Annotated in this window: 17 protein-coding genes and 1 pseudogene; 6 read left to right on the plus strand and 12 right to left on the minus strand. The window is 64.8% G+C overall.

Annotated features, from left to right (window positions below; all coding sequences use genetic code 11):
• The 3 genes and pseudogenes from H8A92_RS33295 to ispG form a co-directional block, all read right to left on the minus strand.
• Positions 1 to 937 (minus strand): annotated as a pseudogene (locus tag H8A92_RS33295) (hypothetical protein); the annotation flags it as partial.
• Between the two features lie 129 nt (positions 938 to 1,066).
• Entirely contained in the window at positions 1,067 to 1,960 is an 894-nt protein-coding gene (locus H8A92_RS33300; RefSeq protein ID WP_229199618.1) for a TauD/TfdA dioxygenase family protein, read from the minus strand.
• 254 nt (positions 1,961 to 2,214) lie between these two features.
• Positions 2,215 to 3,504: a flavodoxin-dependent (E)-4-hydroxy-3-methylbut-2-enyl-diphosphate synthase gene (gene ispG / locus H8A92_RS33305; protein ID WP_229199619.1), complete on the minus strand. Its 1,290-nt coding sequence runs from the start codon at positions 3,502 to 3,504 to the stop codon at positions 2,215 to 2,217.
• Positions 3,505 to 3,764: 260 nt separating this feature from the next.
• On the opposite strand from ispG, the gene H8A92_RS33310 reads away from it, so the two are divergent.
• Entirely contained in the window at positions 3,765 to 4,640 is an 876-nt protein-coding gene (locus H8A92_RS33310; RefSeq protein WP_229199620.1) for a sulfurtransferase, read from the plus strand.
• 514 nt (positions 4,641 to 5,154) lie between these two features.
• On the opposite strand, the gene H8A92_RS33315 is transcribed toward H8A92_RS33310, so the two are convergent.
• Positions 5,155 to 6,111 carry a DMT family transporter gene (locus H8A92_RS33315; RefSeq protein WP_229199621.1) on the minus strand — a complete coding sequence of 319 codons (957 nt, stop codon included), beginning with the start codon at positions 6,109 to 6,111 and terminating at the stop codon, positions 5,155 to 5,157.
• A 103-nt stretch (positions 6,112 to 6,214) separates the two neighbouring features.
• Entirely contained in the window at positions 6,215 to 6,700 is a 486-nt protein-coding gene (locus tag H8A92_RS33320) for a Fur family transcriptional regulator (RefSeq protein ID WP_028338147.1), read from the minus strand.
• Positions 6,701 to 6,878: 178 nt separating this feature from the next.
• On the opposite strand from H8A92_RS33320, the gene H8A92_RS33325 reads away from it, so the two are divergent.
• The 4 genes from H8A92_RS33325 to H8A92_RS33340 all read left to right on the plus strand — a co-directional run bounded on the left by H8A92_RS33325 (position 6,879) and on the right by H8A92_RS33340 (position 11,882).
• Positions 6,879 to 7,358, plus strand: coding sequence for a MarR family winged helix-turn-helix transcriptional regulator (locus H8A92_RS33325; protein ID WP_163154381.1), 480 nt, complete (start codon positions 6,879 to 6,881; stop codon positions 7,356 to 7,358).
• Positions 7,351 to 8,526 (plus strand): HlyD family secretion protein, encoded by a 1,176-nt coding sequence (locus tag H8A92_RS33330; RefSeq protein WP_229199622.1) that lies wholly within the window; start codon positions 7,351 to 7,353, stop codon positions 8,524 to 8,526. Before H8A92_RS33325 ends, H8A92_RS33330 begins: the two co-directional genes overlap by 8 nt.
• A gap of 196 nt (positions 8,527 to 8,722) precedes the next feature.
• Complete coding sequence (locus H8A92_RS33335) at positions 8,723 to 10,279, plus strand: MDR family MFS transporter (RefSeq protein WP_229199623.1); 1,557 nt, start codon at positions 8,723 to 8,725, stop codon at positions 10,277 to 10,279.
• Positions 10,280 to 10,571: 292 nt separating this feature from the next.
• Positions 10,572 to 11,882: an ABC transporter substrate-binding protein gene (locus H8A92_RS33340; RefSeq protein WP_229199624.1), complete on the plus strand. Its 1,311-nt coding sequence runs from the start codon at positions 10,572 to 10,574 to the stop codon at positions 11,880 to 11,882.
• A gap of 196 nt (positions 11,883 to 12,078) precedes the next feature.
• Here the strand turns inward: H8A92_RS33340 and H8A92_RS33345 are convergent, their stop codons facing one another.
• The 7 genes from H8A92_RS33345 to pcaF all read right to left on the minus strand — a co-directional run bounded on the left by H8A92_RS33345 (position 12,079) and on the right by pcaF (position 17,694).
• A complete protein-coding gene (locus H8A92_RS33345) occupies positions 12,079 to 13,248 on the minus strand; it encodes a Gfo/Idh/MocA family protein (RefSeq protein WP_229199625.1) in 1,170 nt (389 codons plus the stop codon).
• A 16-nt stretch (positions 13,249 to 13,264) separates the two neighbouring features.
• Positions 13,265 to 14,113 carry a shikimate dehydrogenase gene (locus H8A92_RS33350; protein WP_229199626.1) on the minus strand — a complete coding sequence of 283 codons (849 nt, stop codon included), beginning with the start codon at positions 14,111 to 14,113 and terminating at the stop codon, positions 13,265 to 13,267.
• A 21-nt stretch (positions 14,114 to 14,134) separates the two neighbouring features.
• The gene (locus H8A92_RS33355; protein WP_229199627.1) at positions 14,135 to 14,599 is read right to left on the minus strand and encodes an SRPBCC domain-containing protein; all 465 of its coding nucleotides are present in this window, start codon (positions 14,597 to 14,599) and stop codon (positions 14,135 to 14,137) included.
• Positions 14,600 to 14,610: 11 nt separating this feature from the next.
• A complete protein-coding gene (locus H8A92_RS33360; RefSeq protein WP_229199628.1) occupies positions 14,611 to 14,934 on the minus strand; it encodes an ArsR/SmtB family transcription factor in 324 nt (107 codons plus the stop codon).
• Between the two features lie 144 nt (positions 14,935 to 15,078).
• Entirely contained in the window at positions 15,079 to 15,678 is a 600-nt protein-coding gene (gene pcaG / locus H8A92_RS33365; protein WP_229199629.1) for a protocatechuate 3,4-dioxygenase subunit alpha, read from the minus strand.
• Positions 15,679 to 16,380, minus strand: a complete 702-nt coding sequence (pcaH, locus tag H8A92_RS33370; protein ID WP_229199630.1) for a protocatechuate 3,4-dioxygenase subunit beta — start codon at positions 16,378 to 16,380, stop codon at positions 15,679 to 15,681. It abuts the gene before it with no gap.
• Between the two features lie 105 nt (positions 16,381 to 16,485).
• Complete coding sequence (pcaF, locus tag H8A92_RS33375) at positions 16,486 to 17,694, minus strand: 3-oxoadipyl-CoA thiolase (RefSeq protein ID WP_229199631.1); 1,209 nt, start codon at positions 17,692 to 17,694, stop codon at positions 16,486 to 16,488.
• Between the two features lie 212 nt (positions 17,695 to 17,906).
• Between pcaF and H8A92_RS33380 the strand changes: the two genes are divergently transcribed.
• The coding region (locus H8A92_RS33380) for a MutS N-terminal domain-containing protein (RefSeq protein ID WP_476695702.1) at positions 17,907 to 19,023 on the plus strand (1,117 nt) is incomplete at its 3' end.

A 19,023-nucleotide genomic window follows, 5' to 3' on the forward strand; every position in this document is an offset into this window, starting at 1 on the left:
GCTCCTGCGCCAACGACTTCTGCAGGTCCGCGGCGCCGCTTTGCGAGGCCTGCTTCAGCTTCGCCGCTTCATCACTTGCCTTGGCCGCCAGCGCGGATTGCGTCTCGACGTCACGACGGGCCGTCGCCAGGTCCTTCTCCAGTTTCGCGGCCCGCTCATGCTCCTGCTCCAGCGACTTCTGCAGGTCCGCTGCGCCGCTTTGCGCGGCCTGCTTCAGCTTCGCCGCCTCATCATTTGCCTTGGCCGCCAGCGCCGATTGCGTCTCCACGTCACGGCGCGCCGTCGCGAGGTCCTTCTCCAGTTTGGCGGCCCGCTCGTGTTCCTGCTCCAGAGGCTTCCGCAGGTCCGTCTTGCCGTCTTGCGAAGCCTGCTTCAGCTTCGCCGTCTCGTCGTTGGCCTTGACCAACAGTACAGCCAGCTTGTCGACGTCGAGACGAGCCACCGCGAGGTCCTGTTCCAGCTGCGCGGTCCGCCCTCGCTCCTCTCGCAGCGCCCGCTGCAGCTCTCCAGCGCTGCCTTGCGGCACTTCCTTCAGTGATTTTCTCAGTTTCTCGGCTTCGCCCTGCAACGCATTCTCGACCTGAACCGAGTTTTCGCGTTCCTTGGTCAGCAGGCCCTGCAGCAATTCAATGTCTTGCCGCGCTTTCGCGAGTTCACGGGCGAGTGCGTCGGCGCTTTGCTCTTGTTGTGCAGCCGGACCAGTACCGCCCGCTGGGTTCGTATTTGCCTGTGCAAGCTGCTGGGAACTGCCGGCGATGCCGTTGGACTGCGCGTGCGCTGCGCCGCCGGAGCCCGGCGCGTCCAGGAGACACGTCACAACAAGGGTTGCTGCGAACCATAGGGGAGCCGCGGGACGCTTCGTCCTCGCATGGAACGGCACTTGACCTGATTTGACGCGCAAATCCGCAACCCGCGCGTCCAGTATCACCTGTCGCATGGTGATAACGCCCATTTCTGACGCGGCATCATAGGGCTCACTGGCTCGCGGATACTATGACCCGCAAGGATTACCCCTGTTCACCGCACAGCCTTGGGCCAGGCTGAAACTTGGAGCTCAGCCGCGCACTCACACCGGCCGTTCGCCCTTCACCGTGACGCGGGTGCCGGAGCGGGTGTGCGGCCAGTAATCCCACATCGCACGGTGCTGGGCACAGCGGTTATCCCAGAACGCGATGGCGTTCTCGGTCCAGCGGAAGCGGCACTGGAACAGCGGGTTCTCGGCATGCTGGTACAAATAGGCGAGCATGGCATCGCTCTCGTCGCGCGGGATGCCGACGATGAAGCGGGTGAAGCCGCGATTGACGTAGAGCGATTTCTTGCCCGTCACCGGATGGGTGCGCACGACCGGATGCTCGGCGCGCGGATACTCCCGCTTGTCGGCGACGCCGTAATTGGCATACAGGCCACGATAGGTCTGCTCGCCGTCATGCAGCGCGGTCAGCCCGTCGAGATAGGCCTTCATGCGGTCCGACAGCGCCTCATAGGCCGCATACATGTTGGCGAACAGCGTGTCGCCGCCGCGCGGCGGGCATTGCTTGATGTAGAGGATCGAGCCCATCGGCGGCTCAATATCGCAGGACACGTCGGTGTGCCAGCCTTCGCCATTGGCGCGCGGCGAATCCTTGTCGGCATAGATCTTCATCAGCGCCGGATCGCCCTCGTTCGGCGCGGCGGGATGCACATGCAGCTCGCCGAACTTGCGGCCGAAGGCGAGATGCTGCTCGGGGCTGATGTGCTGGTCGCGGAAGAAGATGACGAGATTTTCGGCGAGTGCGCGATGGATCTCGTCCATCTGGCGGTTGGAGCGCGCGTCGTCGCCGACCAGCTTGCCGATATCGACGCCGGAGATTTCCGCGCCGATGATCGGCGTCAGCTTCTCGACGCCAATGGTCTCATAGGGCTCGGATTGATCGGCGAGGTGGCGGTAGCGCGGACCCTGCTTGCCGGACAGCGAGCTCATGGGCGTTCTCCCGATGGTTCTTGATTGGGAGACATCGTAACGCGGGTCGCTGGAAGCGCAATCGGCGCCCCAAACATAGCTGTCGCCCCGGACAAGCGCAGCGAAGCGGAGCGCAGTTCCGGGACCCATGACGACAGGATTGGGTTTTGCGAAGACTGGTAAACCCACATCTCGCTCCACAACCACCGACTGTGGTCATGGGTCCCGGGCTTTCGCCGGGACGACAGCGGAGTGTGGGGGTACGCGGAGTGAAATTACTCCGCAGCGCCCGCCGTCTCCGGCAGCTTGGCGCCGTTGCCGTAGCGCTGGTCGATATAGTCGATCACCAGCGCCTTGAAGTCGGCGGCGATGCCCGGACCGCGCAGGGTGCGGAACTTCTTGCCGTCGACGAACACGGGCGCGGCCGGCGCTTCGCCGGTGCCGGGCAGCGAGATGCCGATATTGGCATGCTTGGATTCGCCGGGGCCGTTGACGATGCAGCCCATGACCGCAACGTTGAGCTCTTCGACACCCGGATACTTGGTCTTCCAGGCCGGCATCTCGTCGCGGATGAAATCCTGGATCGAGCGCGCCAGCTCCTGGAACGTGGTCGAGGTGGTGCGGCCGCAACCCGGGCAAGCCGCAACCAGCGGCACGAAGGTGCGGAAGCCCATGGTCTGCAGCAATTCCTGCGCGACCTGCACCTCCAGCGTCCGATCGCCGCCGGGCTCCGGCGTCAGCGAGATGCGGATGGTGTCGCCGATGCCCTGCTGCAACAGGATGCCGAGTGCGGCCGAGGACGCCACGATGCCCTTCGAGCCCATGCCGGCCTCGGTGAGGCCGAGATGGATCGCGTAGTCGGAGCGGCGCACGACTTCCTGATAGACCGCGATCAGGTCCTGCACGGCGGAAACCTTCGCCGACAGGATGATCTTGTTCTTGGGCATGCCGAGCTCTTGGGCGCGGGCCGCCGACAGCAGAGCCGACTGCACCATCGCCTCGCGCGTCACCGCGCGGGCATCGCGCGGATTCGCAGACGCCGTGTTCTCGTCCATCAGCTTGGTGAGCAGCTCCTGGTCGAGCGAGCCCCAATTGGCGCCGATGCGCACCGGCTTGTTGTTCTTGTTCGCGATCTCGATGATGTCGGCGAACTGGGTGTCGCGCTTGTTCTTGAAGCCGACATTGCCGGGATTGATGCGGTACTTGTCGAGCGCCTCGGCGCAGGCCGGATACTCGGCGAGCAGCTTGTGGCCGATGTAATGGAAGTCGCCGATCAGCGGCGTCGTGATGCCGCGCTTGCGCAGGCCGTCACGGATGTGCGGCACGGCGGCAGCAGCTTCCTCGCGGTCGACGGTGATGCGTACCATCTCGGAGCCGGCGCGGGAGAGCGCGGCAACCTGGGCGATGGTGCCATCGATGTCGGCGGTGTCGGTGTTGGTCATCGACTGCACGACGATCGGTGCGCCGCCGCCGACGGCGACGTTGCCGACCATGACCTGCGTGGTGTGGTGCCGCGGCGCGGGGCCGGCGACGTCGTCTTGCGGCAAGATCTCGGGCTTGTTCATGGCGTCTCGAATATCAGGTTTTGGTGACATTCACCAAGGGGACGATGGGCCACGCGCGGGGCGCGCCAAACGGCGATGTTTCGAAGTGAATTCAACAGCTTATGGCGCCGATTGAGGCCAAAGGCAAGCCATGCAGCGGCGTCCTGCATGGTCAGCTATATTGGGCCGAATTGGGGTGAATCAAAGGGCAAAGTGACAGCTTTTCATGTGACTCGGCGCATCTTAGCATCCTGTTAAACGCGCACCGGGAGGGACCAGAAATGGCCGGCCATAGCGAGCTGATCACCACGGCGGAACTCGCCGAGATCCTGACCCGGCCCGAGCTGCGCCTGTTCGACTGCACCACCTATCTGGAGCCGGCCCCCGGCGGCAGCAACATTCCCTATGTTGTCGTCTCGGGCCGCCAGACGTTCGAGGCCGGGCACATTCCGGGCGCGAATTTCCTCGACTTGCAGGCCGAATTCTCCGATCCCCGTACCGAACTGCGCTTCATGATGCCGCCGACAGCCCAGCTCGAGGCCGCGTTCGGCCGCCACGGCATCTCAGCCGGCAGCCGCGTGGTGCTCTATTCGATCGGGACCGCGATGTGGGCGACGCGGTTCTGGTGGATGCTGCGCTCGCTCGGCTTCGAGGGCGCCGCGGTGCTCGACGGCGGCATCGACAAATGGACCGCCGAGGGACGCGACATCGAGACCGGACTTGCCGGCGGCTATCCGCAGGCTGCGTTTCCGGCACGGCCGAAGGACGGCATGTTCGTCGGCAAGCATGACGTGCTCGCCGCGACCACGAAGGGCGACACCGTCATCGTCAACGCGCTCGGCCCGCAATTCTATAGGGGATTGGAGCCGAGCCGTTACGGCAGGCCCGGCCGCATCCCCGGCAGCGTCAGCGTGCCGGCGGCAAGCTTGATCGATCCGAAGGACAAGACGTTCTTGCCGCTCGAGGAGGCCGAAGCAACCTTCGCCGCCCAGGGCATCACCAAGGACAAGCGCGTCATCGCCTATTGCGGCGGCGGCATCTCCGCGACCATCGACCTGTTCCAGCTGCACCGGCTCGGCTTCGACAATCTCACGCTCTATGACGGCTCGATGGGAGAATGGGCGAAGGATGCGGAGCTGCCGATCGAGACGGGTTAGCGGGCGGCGCACCTCTCTCTCCACGTCGTCCTGGCGAAAGCCAGGACCCAAAACCACCATATTTGGTGATGAACCGGATTGCGGCCCAGCGGCGCGCGACAAGTGAGATTTGGGGTAATGGGTCCTGGCTTTCGCCGGGACGACACCGAATGTGAGGGGCTGCCAGAGTGAGCGCGTTCAGGCCGGCTTCTTGACGATCTCAAATCCTCGAGCCGCCAATTCCTTCAAGATGCTCCTTGCCAAATGGGAGCACTCATCCGGCTTGATCCAGCACGAGCTCCGCCAGTCCGGATCATCCTCTCTGGAGTATGCGGTGAATGCGGACCGGATTCCGGCTTCGATTGCATCGGTGGCATCGATTGGCATGAGTTGCCTCCACGGCATCCCTCGCATGGGAGGGTTCACGGAATATCGGTGCCAGTGTTGATGTAAGTCAATACCGGGGCAAGGAGCTTCGTCTTGCGACGGTCGACACCGGTGATGCGATCGCGCTGCGGCGCCGTCGCAGCAACCCTCACGCCGGAACGTTCGGGTCCGGCGTCACCTTCGGGTCGGGCTTGTTGACGAGATAGAGGCCTGCGATCACGAACAGCGCGGCGACGCCGAACACCGCCGTCAGCGTGTCGTGCATGATGAAATAGGCCGCGACCACGCCGAACAGCGGCGTGACGAAGGTGAAGGCCGACAGCTTGCTCGCCGAATAGGTCTTCACCATCGCAAACCAGATCACGAAGGTGCAACCGACCACCCAGACCGCCTGATAGGCGAGCAGCGAGATCGACAGCGCGCTCGGCATGTGCGTGATCTGCTCGCCCGCGATCCAGGAGGCGAAGCCGAGGATCGGGACCGACACCGCGGCCTGATAACCGAGCGCCTTTTCCGGCGCGGCCTTGCGCAGATTGGTGCCCTTGGCAACCAGCGTGGTTGCGGCCCACAGCACGCCGCCGCCGACCACCAGGAGATCGCCGAGCAGCACCTTGGCATCGACATTCGGCTGCGGCACGCCGATCGCGAGCGCAACGCCGGCAAAGCTCAGCGCGAGCCCGCTCCACTGCACGGTCGAGAGACGTTCGCCGAGGAACTGGTGCGAGCCGAGTGCGACGAAGAACGGCGCAGTGTAGAGGAAGACCGAGGCGCGCGAGGCCGAGGTGAAGACGAGCCCGGTGAAGATCAGCACGAACTCGACCCCGAACATCAATCCAGCGACGAGGCCGGGCACGAGCGTGCCGTCGCGTTCGAAGAATTTCACGCCGCGCGCCCAGCCGACGATCAGCATCACCGGCAGCGCGCCGGCGGAGCGGATCATCGCCTGCAACATCGGCGGCACGTCGGGCAGCGCGAGCTTCACCGCAAGCTGGTTGAAGCCCCAGCTCACGCACAGCATCAGCATCACGGCAATGGCGCCGGGCGGCAGCCCGTGGCCGACGCTGACGGGCCTCGTGATGCTGGCGGAGATCGCTTGGGTCGGCATGTTTCCTCGCGGGCCGGCTTGGTGCCGTGTTGTTGTTAGTCGGACTGCGTCGTCCCTGCGAAAGCAGGGACGACACCGCGGTGAGGACTTTGGCCGCGCACAATCATTTCTGGCAATGCGCGCAGGTGCCGGCGATCTCGACCACGGATAGCTTCGGGATGAACCCCGAGGCCCGCGCCGCGGCGGTCAGGCTTTGCGCGACGGGTGCGGCGGGGATCTCGCCGACCGAGCCGCAATGATCGCAGATCAAAAACGCCACCATCGAGGTCTCGTCATGGTCGTGCGCGCAGGCCAGGAAGGCGTTGCGGCTCTCGATGCGGTGGACGAGGCCGTTCTCCATCAGGAAGTCGAGCGCGCGATAGACGGTAATCGGTGCCGGTCGCGGCATCGTCTTGGCCAGCTCGTCGATTACCTCATAGGCGCCGAGCGGGCGATGGCTCGACAGCAGCGCCTGCAGCACCTGACGGCGGATCGGGGTGAATTTCTGGCCACGGCGCGCGCAAACCTGCTCGGCGTGCGCCATCGCGTCCGCGGCACAGCGGCCGTGATCGTGGTCGGGGGCAGGAAATGTCGGCTTGGCCAGGCTCATTGCCTCGACATGTAGCATTTTCGCGCCCGTTCCCATAGCCCGGCCCAAATCCAATTACCGCGCGCGGGCGCTCGCCGCCTTACAGCCATGCCTTCAATGCGGGGCAGCCTCCCGTTAACCCGGCATGCAGAATTAATAAGCAAGCTTATTATATTCCAAGCTTATGGAGGCTGGATCGATGCGCGGTTCCGTGGACACGGATTTCTTGTTTACGCTGGGCGAAGTGTTCCGGCTGATCCGGGTCTATGCCGACAAGGAGGCCGCACGTTACGGCATCACCCGCGCGCAATGGGCCGTGCTGTCCAAGGTGGAACGTCAGGAAGGGCTGAAGCAGACCGAGCTCGCCGAGTTGCTCGAGGTGCAACCCATCACGCTGACGCGGCTGATCGACAAGCTCTGCGACAATGGCTGGATCGAACGCCGCAGCGACGAGAACGACCGCCGCGTCAACCGTCTTTACCTGAAGAAGGCCGCACGCCCGCTGCTCGGCAAGCTCGCCGGCCTTCGCTCCGAACTCACTGCGACCGCGCTCGAGGGCATCAGCCCCGCTGACGCACATCGCCTGCTCACTCAATTGGAATCGATCAAGGAAAACGTTCGCAATGCCATCCAAAGCCCAGCCGGCGAACCCTCCCGAAAGGAACAGCGCTATGGCTGAACCCGTCCTCAAGCTGGCTCCCGAGCAGAAGGGCAATCCGGGTGTATCAGCGCCGGCAGGCAAGGCGAGCCGCGCGCCGCGCCGTCGCCTGATGGCAGGCCTGCGGCGCTATCGCCGCACGCTGCTGCTCGTCGTGCTGCCGACCGTGGCTGCGATCGGCGGCATCGTGTTCTATCTCAATGGCGGCCGTTATGTCGGCACCGACGACGCCTATGTCGGCGCGCAGAAGGTGCTGATCACGCCGGAAATCTCCGGCAAGATCGACAAGATCGTCGTGAAGGAAGGCCAGCACGTCAGGAAGGGCGACGAGCTGTTCGAGATCGACCCGGTGCCGTTCCGCCTCGCGGTCGACCAGGCCAGGGCGGCGCTCGACCAGACCAGGACGGCCTATGACAATCTGGTCGACAACATCAAGATCAACACCAGGATGCTCGAATTCGCCCAGCAGAGTATCGAATTGAAGAAGCGCGACGTCGACCGCAAGTCGACGCTCGCCAAGCAGAATTTCGGCTCGCAGCTCGACCTCGACAACGCGGCGAACGCGCAGGTCACCGCCGAGAGCCTGGCGCAATACATCAAGCAGCAGATCTCCAAGGACAAGACGCAGCTGCTCGGCGATGTCGAGCTGCCGATCGAGCGGTTCCCGCCCTACGCCCAGGCCAAGGCCAAGCTCGACGACGCCCAGCGCAATCTCGATCACACCGTGCTGCGCGCGCCGATGGACGGCGTCGCGACCCAGGTCGACCAGATCCAGCTCGGCCGCTTCGTCACCGCGGGCGCGCCGGTGTTCTCGGTGATCGACGTCGACCACCCCTGGGTCGACGCCAATCCGAAGGAGAGCGACTTCACCTATGTCGCGGTCGGCCAGCCGGTCGAGCTCGACGTCGACGCGTTCCCGAACCATCAGTTCAAGGGCAAGATCGGCTCGCTGTCGCCCGGCACCGGCGCACAGTTCGCGATCCTGCCGCCGCAGAACGCCACCGGCAACTTCGTCAAGGTGGTGCAGCGCGTGCCGGTTCGCATCTACTTCGACGAGAACGACCCGTTCGTGAAGAAGCTGAAGGCCGGCATGAGTGTCTACGCGACGATCGACACCAACCACCGCCGCACGCTGGCCGGCCTGCTCGGGCTGGGCTCAGCCTCCGCGCATCCGGACCACCAGGACTGAGATGAAGCAAGATCGAAGCCCCGCGCGTCACCTCTCCCCTTGTGGGAGAGGTCGGATTGCATCGCTAGATGCAATCCGGGTGAGGGGTTCGGCTTTCTCCTGGGACCTGCCCCCCCTCACCCGGCGCTGCGCGCCGACCTCTCCCCGGTCGGGAGAGGTGGGTTACGCCCGCGGCTTGCGAACAGGACTGAACTGAATGAACGCACCGTCACCATCCGCCGTGCCCGGCATGCGCCGGAACATGGTGACGATCTGCGCGATGACCGCGACGATCATGCAAGCGCTCGACACCACGATCGCCAACGTCGCGCTGCCCTATATGCAGGGTTCGCTGTCGGCCTCGCAGGACCAGATCAACTGGGTGCTGACCTCCTACATCGTCGCCGCCGCGATCATGACCGCGCCGGTGGGCTGGATCGCCAACCGCTTCGGCCGCAAGCGCATCTTCATCATCTGCTCGGCCGGCTTCACCATCGCCTCGGTGTTCTGCGGCCTCGCGCAGGACATCAACCAGATGGTGTTGTTCCGCCTGTTGCAGGGCGTGTTCGGCGCCGCGCTGGTGCCGCTGTCGCAGGCCGTGATGCTCGACTCCTACGCGCTGCACGAGCGCGCCAAGGCGATGTCGATCTGGGGCATGGGCGTGATGATGGGTCCGATCATGGGACCATCATTGGGGGCCTGGCTGACCGAGACCTATTCCTGGCACTGGGTGTTCTTCGTCAATCTGCCATTCGGGTTCTTCACCGTGCTCGGCCTGATCATCTTCATGGACGAGACCAGGCAGGACCTCAATCTGCGCTTCGACTGGTTCGGCTTCGGCGCGCTCGCGATCGCGATCGGCTCGCTACAGCTCGCGCTCGACCGCGGCGAGCAGCTCGGCTGGCTGGAATCCAACGAGATCATGATCGAATTCATCGTCTCGGCCGTCGGCTTCTACTATTTCTTCGCCCATTCGCTGACCACCAGCCGGCCGTTCATCCAGTTCGCGCTGTTCAAGGACAGGAATTTCCTCGGCGGCTGCGTGTTCATGACCGTGATGGGCCTCGTGCTGTATTCGACCATGGCGCTGTCATCGCCCTACCTGCAAAACGTGGTCGGCTATCCGATCATTACCGCAGGCCTCCTGCTGGCGAGCCGCGGCTTCGGCACCTTCGTCGCGATGATGCTGGTCGGCCGCCTGATGCGCTATATCGAGGCGCGCACCCTGATCATCTCGGGCCTCGGGCTGACCGCGGCGTCGCTGTTCCGGATGACCGGCTGGACCGACATGACGCAGGCGAACGAGATCATCGTCGTCAGCGTGATCCAGGGCTTTGGCTTCGGCCTCGTGTTCGTGCCGCTGTCGACGGTGGCGTTCCTGACGCTACCCAACCATCTGCGCACCGACGGCACCTCGATGCTGACGCTGTTCCGCAACGTCGCAAGCTCGATCGGCATCTCGATCGTGATCGCGCAGCTCACCGAAGGCGGGCGGCGGATCTACGCAAAGCTGTCGGAGCAGATCAACCCGTTCAACCATGCGCTGCAAATGCCCGACGTATCCGGCATGATCAACCTCAACACCGACGCCGGCCGCGCCATGGCCGACCGGATGGTGGCGGCGCAGTCGCAGATCATCGCGTTCTCGCACGACTATCAGCTGGTGATGCTGTTCATCCTGGTCTCGATTCCGCTCGCGCTGATGATCGGCTCGACCAAGGCCGCACTTCGCGCCCAGTCGGCGCCGGCCGACCATGCCGCGGTGATGGAGTAGGTTTTCTCGTCGCTGCGCTTCGATCGCACTCCCTAACCGCGCTATTGGTGTCATCGCCCGGCTCGACCGGGCGATCCAGTACGCCGCGGCCTATCGGCTCGAGCACTGCTGCCTCTGGAATACTGGGTCGCCCGGTCGAGCCGGGCGACGACAGCGTTGATGTGGCCGACATCGACCAAAGCGCAAGACGCCGCACCCGCAAGCCGCGTTGACATTCCGTCGCCTGCTCCCAATACTCCGCGAAAAGCAAGAAATACCCGTCACACAACTGACGGTCTCAGGGGAGGACGCGATGCCGACTTCACGCAGGACGCTGCTGAAGACTTCAGCGGCTGCCGCCGCTGCTTTCAGCTTCGATTGGACACGCGCGCAGGCGCAGGCCGAGACGGTCCGGATCGGTGTGATCTACGACCTGACCGGACCGTTTGCCGCCGGCGGCTCGGTCGCCTCCTCGATCGGTACCCAGATCGCGATCGATCTCGTCAACGAGAAGGGCGGCGTCGGCGGCAAATACAAGATCGCGCCCGTCAATGTCGATTCCCAGAGCAAGCCTGACGTCGCGATCAACGAGGCCAATCGCCTGATCGACCAGGAGAAGGTCGACATCCTCAACGGCGTGTTCGCAAGCTCGCATGCGGTGCCGCTCGCCGCCAAGGTCGAGCAGCAGAAGCGGATCCTGTGGATCACGACCGCGGTCTCGACCGCCGTGTTCAAGGACAAGAACCTGCAATACGTGTTCCGTGCGCAGATCCATTCCGATCAATACGGCCAGGCCTTCGGCGGCTTCCTCGGCGAGCACGCCAAGGCCAGGCTCGGCATGGAGCCGAAGGACGTCAAGGTCGCGCTGATCCATGAGGACGGCCCCTACGGCGTCGGCGTCGCCGCCGCCGACGAGATGTTCGCGAGGGAAGCCGGGTTGCAGGTCGTGCTCAAGGAAGGCTATTCGGCCTCCGCGCCCGACCTCTCGGTGCTGGTGACCAAGCTGAAGCGCGCCAAGGCCGACATCATCTCGCATGCCGGCTACAATCCGGACATCACGCTGTTCCTGCGCCAGGCGCGCGAGAGCGGACTGAAGTTCAAGATGCTGTTCGGCGCCGGCGCCGGCTACAGCCAGCTCGACAAGCTGCGCACGACGTTCGGCGCCGACATCGACAATTTCTGCAACATCGACCCGGTGCCGGCGCAGCTGCTCGATCCCGCCAAGCTGGCGCCGGGGGTCGGCGACCTCACCAAGACCATGGTTGCGCGCTATCGCGAGAAGACCAGCGCAACCGAGGTGCCGCCGCACTGCTCGATGGGCTTCAACCAGACCTGGGTGCTGCTCAACAATGTGCTGCCGGTCGCCAAGGAGAAATATGGCGGCTTCGATCCCGAAGCGATCCGCAAGGCCGCGCTCGACGTCGACATCCCGCCGGGCGGCACCATCCAGGGCTACGGCGTGAAATTCTATCCGCCGGGCACACCGATGTCCGGCCAGAACGAACGCTCGACGCCGGTGGTGATGCAGAACGCCGGCGAGCGCATCACCGTGGTGTGGCCGACGAATATACGTACCCAAGACCCGGTGTTCCCGCTGCCGAAAGGATCGGTGTACGGGGCTTAGCCGATGATCGCTTGCTACGGCTGATCGGGAACCATCCCCGTCATCCTGAGGTGCGAGCGGAGCGAGCCTCGAAGGATGCGCGGCCCGGCCGGTGGCCGTACATCCTTCGAGGCTCGCAAGTGCTCGCACCTCAGGATGACGGGTCCCGCATACGCACACATGGGACGAGAGCGGTCACGCGGCTCTTCGCCAAGAGCTACAGCACCACCCGCCGCCCCTCATCCGCGGCCCAATAGCCGGCGTAGTTCACCCTGGTCGTCTCATACGCCAGCGCGAGATCGGCGAGCGGCTGCCGGCCGGTTGCAGCGCATTCCATGAAATCCTGGATCTCCTGCAGATAACCGCGGGTCCACTCCTCCTCGAGGCAGACATACTGCCAGCCGGTTTTGCGATCGACCTTCTCGGTGATGTAGACGCTCGCGAGCTTCTCCTCGGATGTCTGGTAACTCGTCAGATGCGTGTTCGGCGTGATGTTGGCGAACAATGAGCCGCCACTCGTGTATGTCTCGATCAAATTCCGCACGCCGCCCATGATCATGTCGCCGGAAAACACCGTGGCCTTGGTGCCGTCGGAGAAGGTCGCGGTCAGCGTGCCCCAGTCCTCGACATCGACCGGATTGGCCTTGATGTAGCCGCGCTCCTCCGGCTTGAGACCGGCGGTGACATTGCCGACGTCGCAGGTGACGCTCGCGACCTTGATGGTCTCACCACGCGCGCGGGCCTCGACCTGCTTGAGATAGAGCACGGCCGACAGCGGATGGCAGCCCATCCGGATCAACGAGCCGCCGCCGGTCATCGCCCATTGCGCGGCGTGCGCGGCATGCGAGCCGGAATGGCTCTCCTCGCCCTTCATGAACAGGATCTTGTCGCCTGTCGCGCGGATGATCTCCGCAGTCTTGGTCACCGCCGGCGCATAGATCCAATCCTCGGCATACATGAAGAGTTTGCCGGTCTCCGCGATCGCGGCGCGGGTCGTCTCCATCTCCTCCATCACGCGCTGGTACATCAGCGCTTTCGGGACGTGCCTGCCGATCGGCGCCTTGTCGCCGGGCTGCCCGAAATAGCCGCTGAACGGCTTCTCGCAGATCACATGCTTGCCGGCCTGCATGGCCTCGACGATCATCGCGGCGTGCAGGTTCGGCGGCGTGCAGATGTCGATGACGTCGAGCTCGCGGTCGGCCACCAGATCGGCAAAGCTGCGATAGGCGTTCGGGATCTGATGCTTGCGCGCGAACTCGACCACATGATCGCCGCGCGCCGCGACCGCCCTCACCTCGACATCGACGCCGTAGACCCGCCGGTAGGCAACCATATGCAGCTCGGACACGAAGCCACAGCCGGCCAGACCGATCCTGATTTTCGCCATTTACTGTCTCCGCCCTTCAGGGCGCAGAGTAGCGCGCGGCCATCGCGGCGTCGAACGCATTTGCCATCGCGGCATCTGGCGGCGCCAATCCCGTGAACAGCTTGAATGCATCGGCCGACGCGTTGATTGCGAGGTCGCGTCCGGTCAGCACGTTTGCCCCCTTGGCCTTGGCTGTGGTTAGCAGCGGCGTCCATAGCGGGGTGTAGACGGCGTCGGCGATCCACATCGAGGAATGCAGCAGCGCGTCCGGCACCGGCGTGTCGCGGCTCGGCAGCATGCCGACCGGCGTTGCGTTGACGAGGCCTGCGGCGCCGTCCACCGCGATCTCGACGCTGGCGGCGTGAACCGCGTGGCGGTCCTGCAACTGACCGGCAAGTTGCGCGGCCTTTGCCGCATCTGCATCGAAGATGCGCAATTCGCCGACGCCGAAACCGGCCAGCGCGAAGGCGATCGCCTTGCCGACACCGCCGGCCCCGATCAGCGCGATCGGGCCGCGCGGCGAAGCGGCAAGCAGCGGTTCGATCGCGCGCGCAAAACCGGTCGCATCGGTGTTGTGCCCGACCAGCCGCGCGCCGTCGACGACGATGGTATTGATGGCGCCGATTGCACGCGCATCCGGCGCGAGGTCATTGATCAGATCGATGACCGCTTCCTTGTAGGGAAAGGTGACGTTGACGCCGGCAAAGCCGAGCCGCCTGACGCCGTCCAGCATTGTGCGCAGGTCGTCGCGCCCGGCACCCTTAACTTCGATGAGCTGGTAGTGACAATGGACGCCGAGCGCAGCTGCGGCCCGCTCGTGCATCGCAGGCGCCGCCGAATGCGCGATCGGATAGCCAATCAGACCGGTCAGGAAACGGTCGCGCATTGTCCCTCACATCGGCAGTGCTCAGCTCATGCGGTCGAGCCGAGCATAGCTGTCTTCCATGCCGTGCTCCATGCCGGTCGCGAGCATCGCGGCGCGCGTCTCCGCATTCGGCAGCGTCATCCGCATGGTCATCAATGTGCCGCTGCCGTCGGGCGCGAAACGCGTCTCGACATGGTTGTCCGGCGTCGGATCTGGCAGATGCATGCGCTCGACATGCACGATGCGGCTGAACGGTTCGAGCTCGACATATTCGCCGGTCAGATGAAAGCCGCCGCCCTTGCCGTCAGTCCATTCGTAACGGATCTTGCCGCCGGGCCTGAGCTCGCTGATGCAGACCGGCATGGTCCAGCCTTGGGGCCCTAGCAGCCACTTTTGCAGCAGCTCCGGCTCGGTATGCGCGCGATACACCGCTTCGGGCGGCGCGACGAAGCGCCTGGTGACGACGATGGTGCGGTCGCCTTCGGTCTTCAGCGTCAACTTGCTCATGGGGATACCCTTCACTTCTCAGGCTTCATGGCGGCCAGCACTCCGTCCAGCCGGTCGTAATTGGTTTCAAGCGCGCGGCGCAACATGCCGAGCCACTGATCGATCTCGGCGACCGCCGACGGTGCGAGCCGGCACGGCCGCTTGGTTCCCTCGCTCCGCCGCACGATCAGGCCGGCACCCTCGAGCACCTTGAGGTGGCGGGAGATCGCGGGCTGGGTCATCTCGAACGGCTCGACCAGCTCCATCACGGTCGCCTCGCCCAAAGCGAGACGCGCAAGGATCGCCCGACGGGTCGGGTCGGCGAGCGCGGAGAAGGCAGCATCGAGGTTGGCCATACTTGATCTCATATCGGTTATATAACGTATAAGTTATATAATCGACTAAGCATGGTCAAGCAAAATCCGCTGCGGCGAAGGCGCGCAGCGGATTTCGGTGGTCCCCCGATGCTGGATTTGCGCGCGGCTTACGGCGCGCGGCGGCTAGACGTCGAAGAACACCGTCTCGTTGTCGCCCTGCAGATGGACGTCGAACGTGTAGGCGTTGCCCGAGCCAGCCTTCTTCGCGATCAACGTGGCGCGACGATCGGCCGGTACCAGCGCGAGCACGGAATCGTTGGCGTTGCCGGCTTCGTTGTCGAAATAGATCCGGGTGTAGAGATGCAGCAGCATGCCGCGCGCGAACACCGCGAGCACGATGTGCGGCGCCTGCGGCTTGCCGTCGGCATCAGGCACCACGCCGGGCTTGATGGTGTCGAAGGCGTAAGCGCCGCTCTTGTCGGTGCCGCAGCGGCCAAAACCCTTGAACGAAGAGTTCGGCAACGCGCGCTGGTCCTGCGGATCGGAGAAACGCCCCTGGCTATCGGCCTGCCAAATCTCCAGCATGCAGTCCGGGATCACGGCGCCATCGCCGTCGTAGACCTTGCCCTCGACGCGGATGCGTTCACCGGATGTATCCGGTGTCAGCAGATTGCTGGTGAAGGCGTCGTTCCATTCATACTCGCCGTTCGGCGTCAGGCCGTACTTGAAATAGGGGCCGACGGTCTGCGACGGCGTGATTCCATCAGGACGCGGGTTCGACACTTACTTGGTCTCCATCGGCGTGGCATTGCGCCCGCGCAGCACGATATCGAAGCGATAGCACAGCGCCCATTCCGGCTTGGTGTTGTCGAGATCGAACGACGAGATCATCCGCGCCCGCGCTTTCTCGTCGGTCACCGAATTGAAGATCGGATCGAACGGAAACAGGGGATCGCCGGGGAAATACATCTGCGTCACCAGACGAGAGATGAAGGAATGCCCGAACACCGAGAAGTGGATGTGTGCGGGCCGCCAGGCATTGTGGTGATTGCCCCAGGGATAGGCGCCGGGCTTGATGGTGGTGAATTTGTAGTAGCCTTGGGCATCGGTCTGCGCCCGACCGGCGCCGGTGAAGTTCGGATCGAGCGGCGCCGGATGCTGGTCGACGACATGGATGTAGCGGCCGCAGGCATTGGCCTGCCACAGTTCGACCAGCGTGTTCGGCACGCCGCGGCCGTCCTCGTCGAGCACATGGCCATGCACGATGATGCGTTCGCCGAGCGGCTCGCCCTTGGCCTGGATGGTGAGATCGTTGTCGTGCGCGCGCACGGTCTCATGACCATAGACCGGCCCGGTCAATTCCGAGAGCGTGTGCCGCATCGGGATCAGCGGCTTTTGCGGCGAGCGCTTCACGGTGGAGCGATAGTCCGGCGACAGCCGCGCCGGATGAGCCGCAAGCGATTGCAGCGGGTACAACAAGGTCATGGCGAATTCCTCCGCGGCCCACGCGCCCGGCGGGCTCACATCAGATCATTATAGCGCATAACCAAATTGGGGAAGGGCTGTTTTCAGCCCTTCCAAGCCATTGTATTAATTCAGTTTTTCGATCGCGACCGCAACACCCTGACCGACGCCGACGCACATAGTTGCCAAGGCAAGCTTCCCGCCCCGCTTCTCCATGCCGTGCACGGCGGTCAGAACCAGCCGCGCGCCGCTCATGCCGAGCGGATGGCCGAGCGCAATCGCGCCGCCATGCGGATTGACGAAATCGGCGTCTTCCTTGACGCCGAGCTGGCGCAGGCAGGCGATGCCCTGCGAGGCGAAGGCCTCGTTGAGCTCGATCAGGTCGAAGTCCGACACCTTGATGCCGAGGCGCTCGACCAGCTTCCTGGTCGCCGGCACCGGGCCGATGCCCATGATGCGCGGCGGCACCGCGGCCGAGGCGAGGCCGAGGATTTTTGCACGCGGAGTCAGGCCGTGCCTCTTCACCGCGGCTTCCGAGGCCAGGATCATCGCTGCGGCGCCGTCATTGACACCGGACGCATTACCCGCGGTGACCGTGCCGGGATTGCGCACGATCGGCTTCAGCTTGGCGAGACCTTCCAGCGTGGTCTCCGGCCGCGGATGCTCGTCCTTGTCGACGGTAACAGGGCCGGCCTTGCCGCCGGGCACCTGGATCGGGATGATCTCCTCGGCGAAGTAGCCCGATGCGATCGCCGCACCCGCGCGCTGCTGCGAGCGGATCGCCATCGCGTCCTGATCGGCGCGCGACACCTGGAATTCCTCGGCGACGTTCTCGCCGGTCTCCGGCATCGCATCGACGCCGTACTGCGCCTTCATCAGCGGATTGACGAAGCGCCAACCGATCGTGGTGTCGTAGATCTCGGACGAGCGCGAGAAGGCTTCGGCGGCCTTGCCCATCACGAACGGCGCACGCGTCATCGACTCGACGCCGCCTGCGATCGCGAAATCGATCTCGCCGGCGCGGATGGCGCGGCCCGCGGCGCCGACCGCATCGAGGCCGGAGGCGCAGAGCCGGTTCAGGGTCTGGCCGGGAACCGACTCCGGCATGCCGGCGAGCAGCAGCGCCATGCGCGCGACGTTGCGGTTGTCTTCGCCGGCCTGGTTGGCGCAGCCGAAATAGACCTCGTCGACCTCGTTCCAGTTGATCGTCGGGTGCTTGGCCATCAGCGCCTTGATCGGGGCGGCGGCGAGATCGTCGGCGCGCACCTTGGCGAGCGAACCGCCGAAACGGCCGATCGGGGTCCGGACGGCATCGCAAATGAACACATCACGCATTGAATCTCTCCCTGAATGCCGCGGCTTAGGCGCTGGATCGGCTGGAACTTGAGGGGAGTTTTAGGAGCGTGCCCGCAGCAGGTCAATTGACGCCGCTGCGCGCCCCGCACGCATTACCGTGAGGGCTGACATAATGGCACCGTGGACAGGGTGGAAAACCCCGCCTTCGCGGATAGGACCGCACGACGAAATTTTGTAGTTTCCCGGCCCTCATGACCATTCAGCAGCCCATCCCCGTTCCGCCCGAGTCCGTTCCCGCCGCCGAGGCGCCGTCGCGCGTCACGCCGATGATGGAACAGTATCTGGAGATCAAGGCCGCCCATCCCGGGCTGTTGCTGTTCTACCGGATGGGCGACTTCTACGAGTTGTTCTTCGAGGACGCCGAGATCGCCTCGAAGACGCTCGGCATCGTGTTGACCAAGCGCGGCAAGCACCAGGGCATGGACATCCCGATGTGCGGCGTGCCGGTCGAGCGCTCCGAGGATTACCTGCATCGCCTGATCGGCGCGGGGCACCGCGTCGCGGTGTGCGAGCAGACCGAGAATCCCGCCGAGGCAAAGGCCCGCGGCAACAAGAGCGTGGTCCGCCGCGGCGTGGTGCGGCTGGTGACGCCGGGCACGCTGACCGAAGACACGCTGCTCGACGCCCGCACCAACAATTATTTGATCGCGATCGCGCGCGCACGCGGCTCGGCCGGCGCCGATCGGCTCGGGCTCGCTTGGATCGACATCTCGACCTCCGAATTCATGGTGACGGAATGCGCGACCACAGAGCTTGCGGCGACGCTGGCGCGCATCAATCCGAACGAGGCCATCGTCACCGACGCGCTCTATAGCGACCACGAGCTGGCGCCGACCTTGCGCGAGCTGCCGTCAGTGACGCCGCTGACCCGCGACGTGTTCGACAGCGCCACCGCCGAGCGGCGGCTGTGCGACTACTTTGCCGTCGCGACGATGGACGGTCTCTCCGCGATGTCACGGCTGGAGGCGACTGCCGCAGCCGCCGCCGTCACCTATATCGACCGCACTCAAGTGGGCAAACGTCCGCCGCTGTCGCCGCCGGCGCGCGAGGCCGCCGGCACCACGATGGCGATCGATCCGGCGACCCGCGCCAATCTCGAATTGACGCGCACGCTCGCCGGCGAGCGCCGCGGCTCGCTGCTCGACGCGATCGACTGCACCGTCACCGCGGCAGGCTCGCGCCTTCTGGCGCAGCGGCTTGCCGCGCCGCTGACCGATGTCGCTGTGATCGCGCGGCGGCTCGATGCGGTCTCGGCTTTCGTTGCGGACTCCGCGGCACGCGAGGACGTCAGGACCGTGCTGCGGGCGG

The sequence above is a fragment of the Bradyrhizobium acaciae genome, assembly GCF_020889785.1.
Taxonomy (GTDB): Bacteria; Pseudomonadota; Alphaproteobacteria; order Rhizobiales; family Xanthobacteraceae; genus Bradyrhizobium; species Bradyrhizobium acaciae.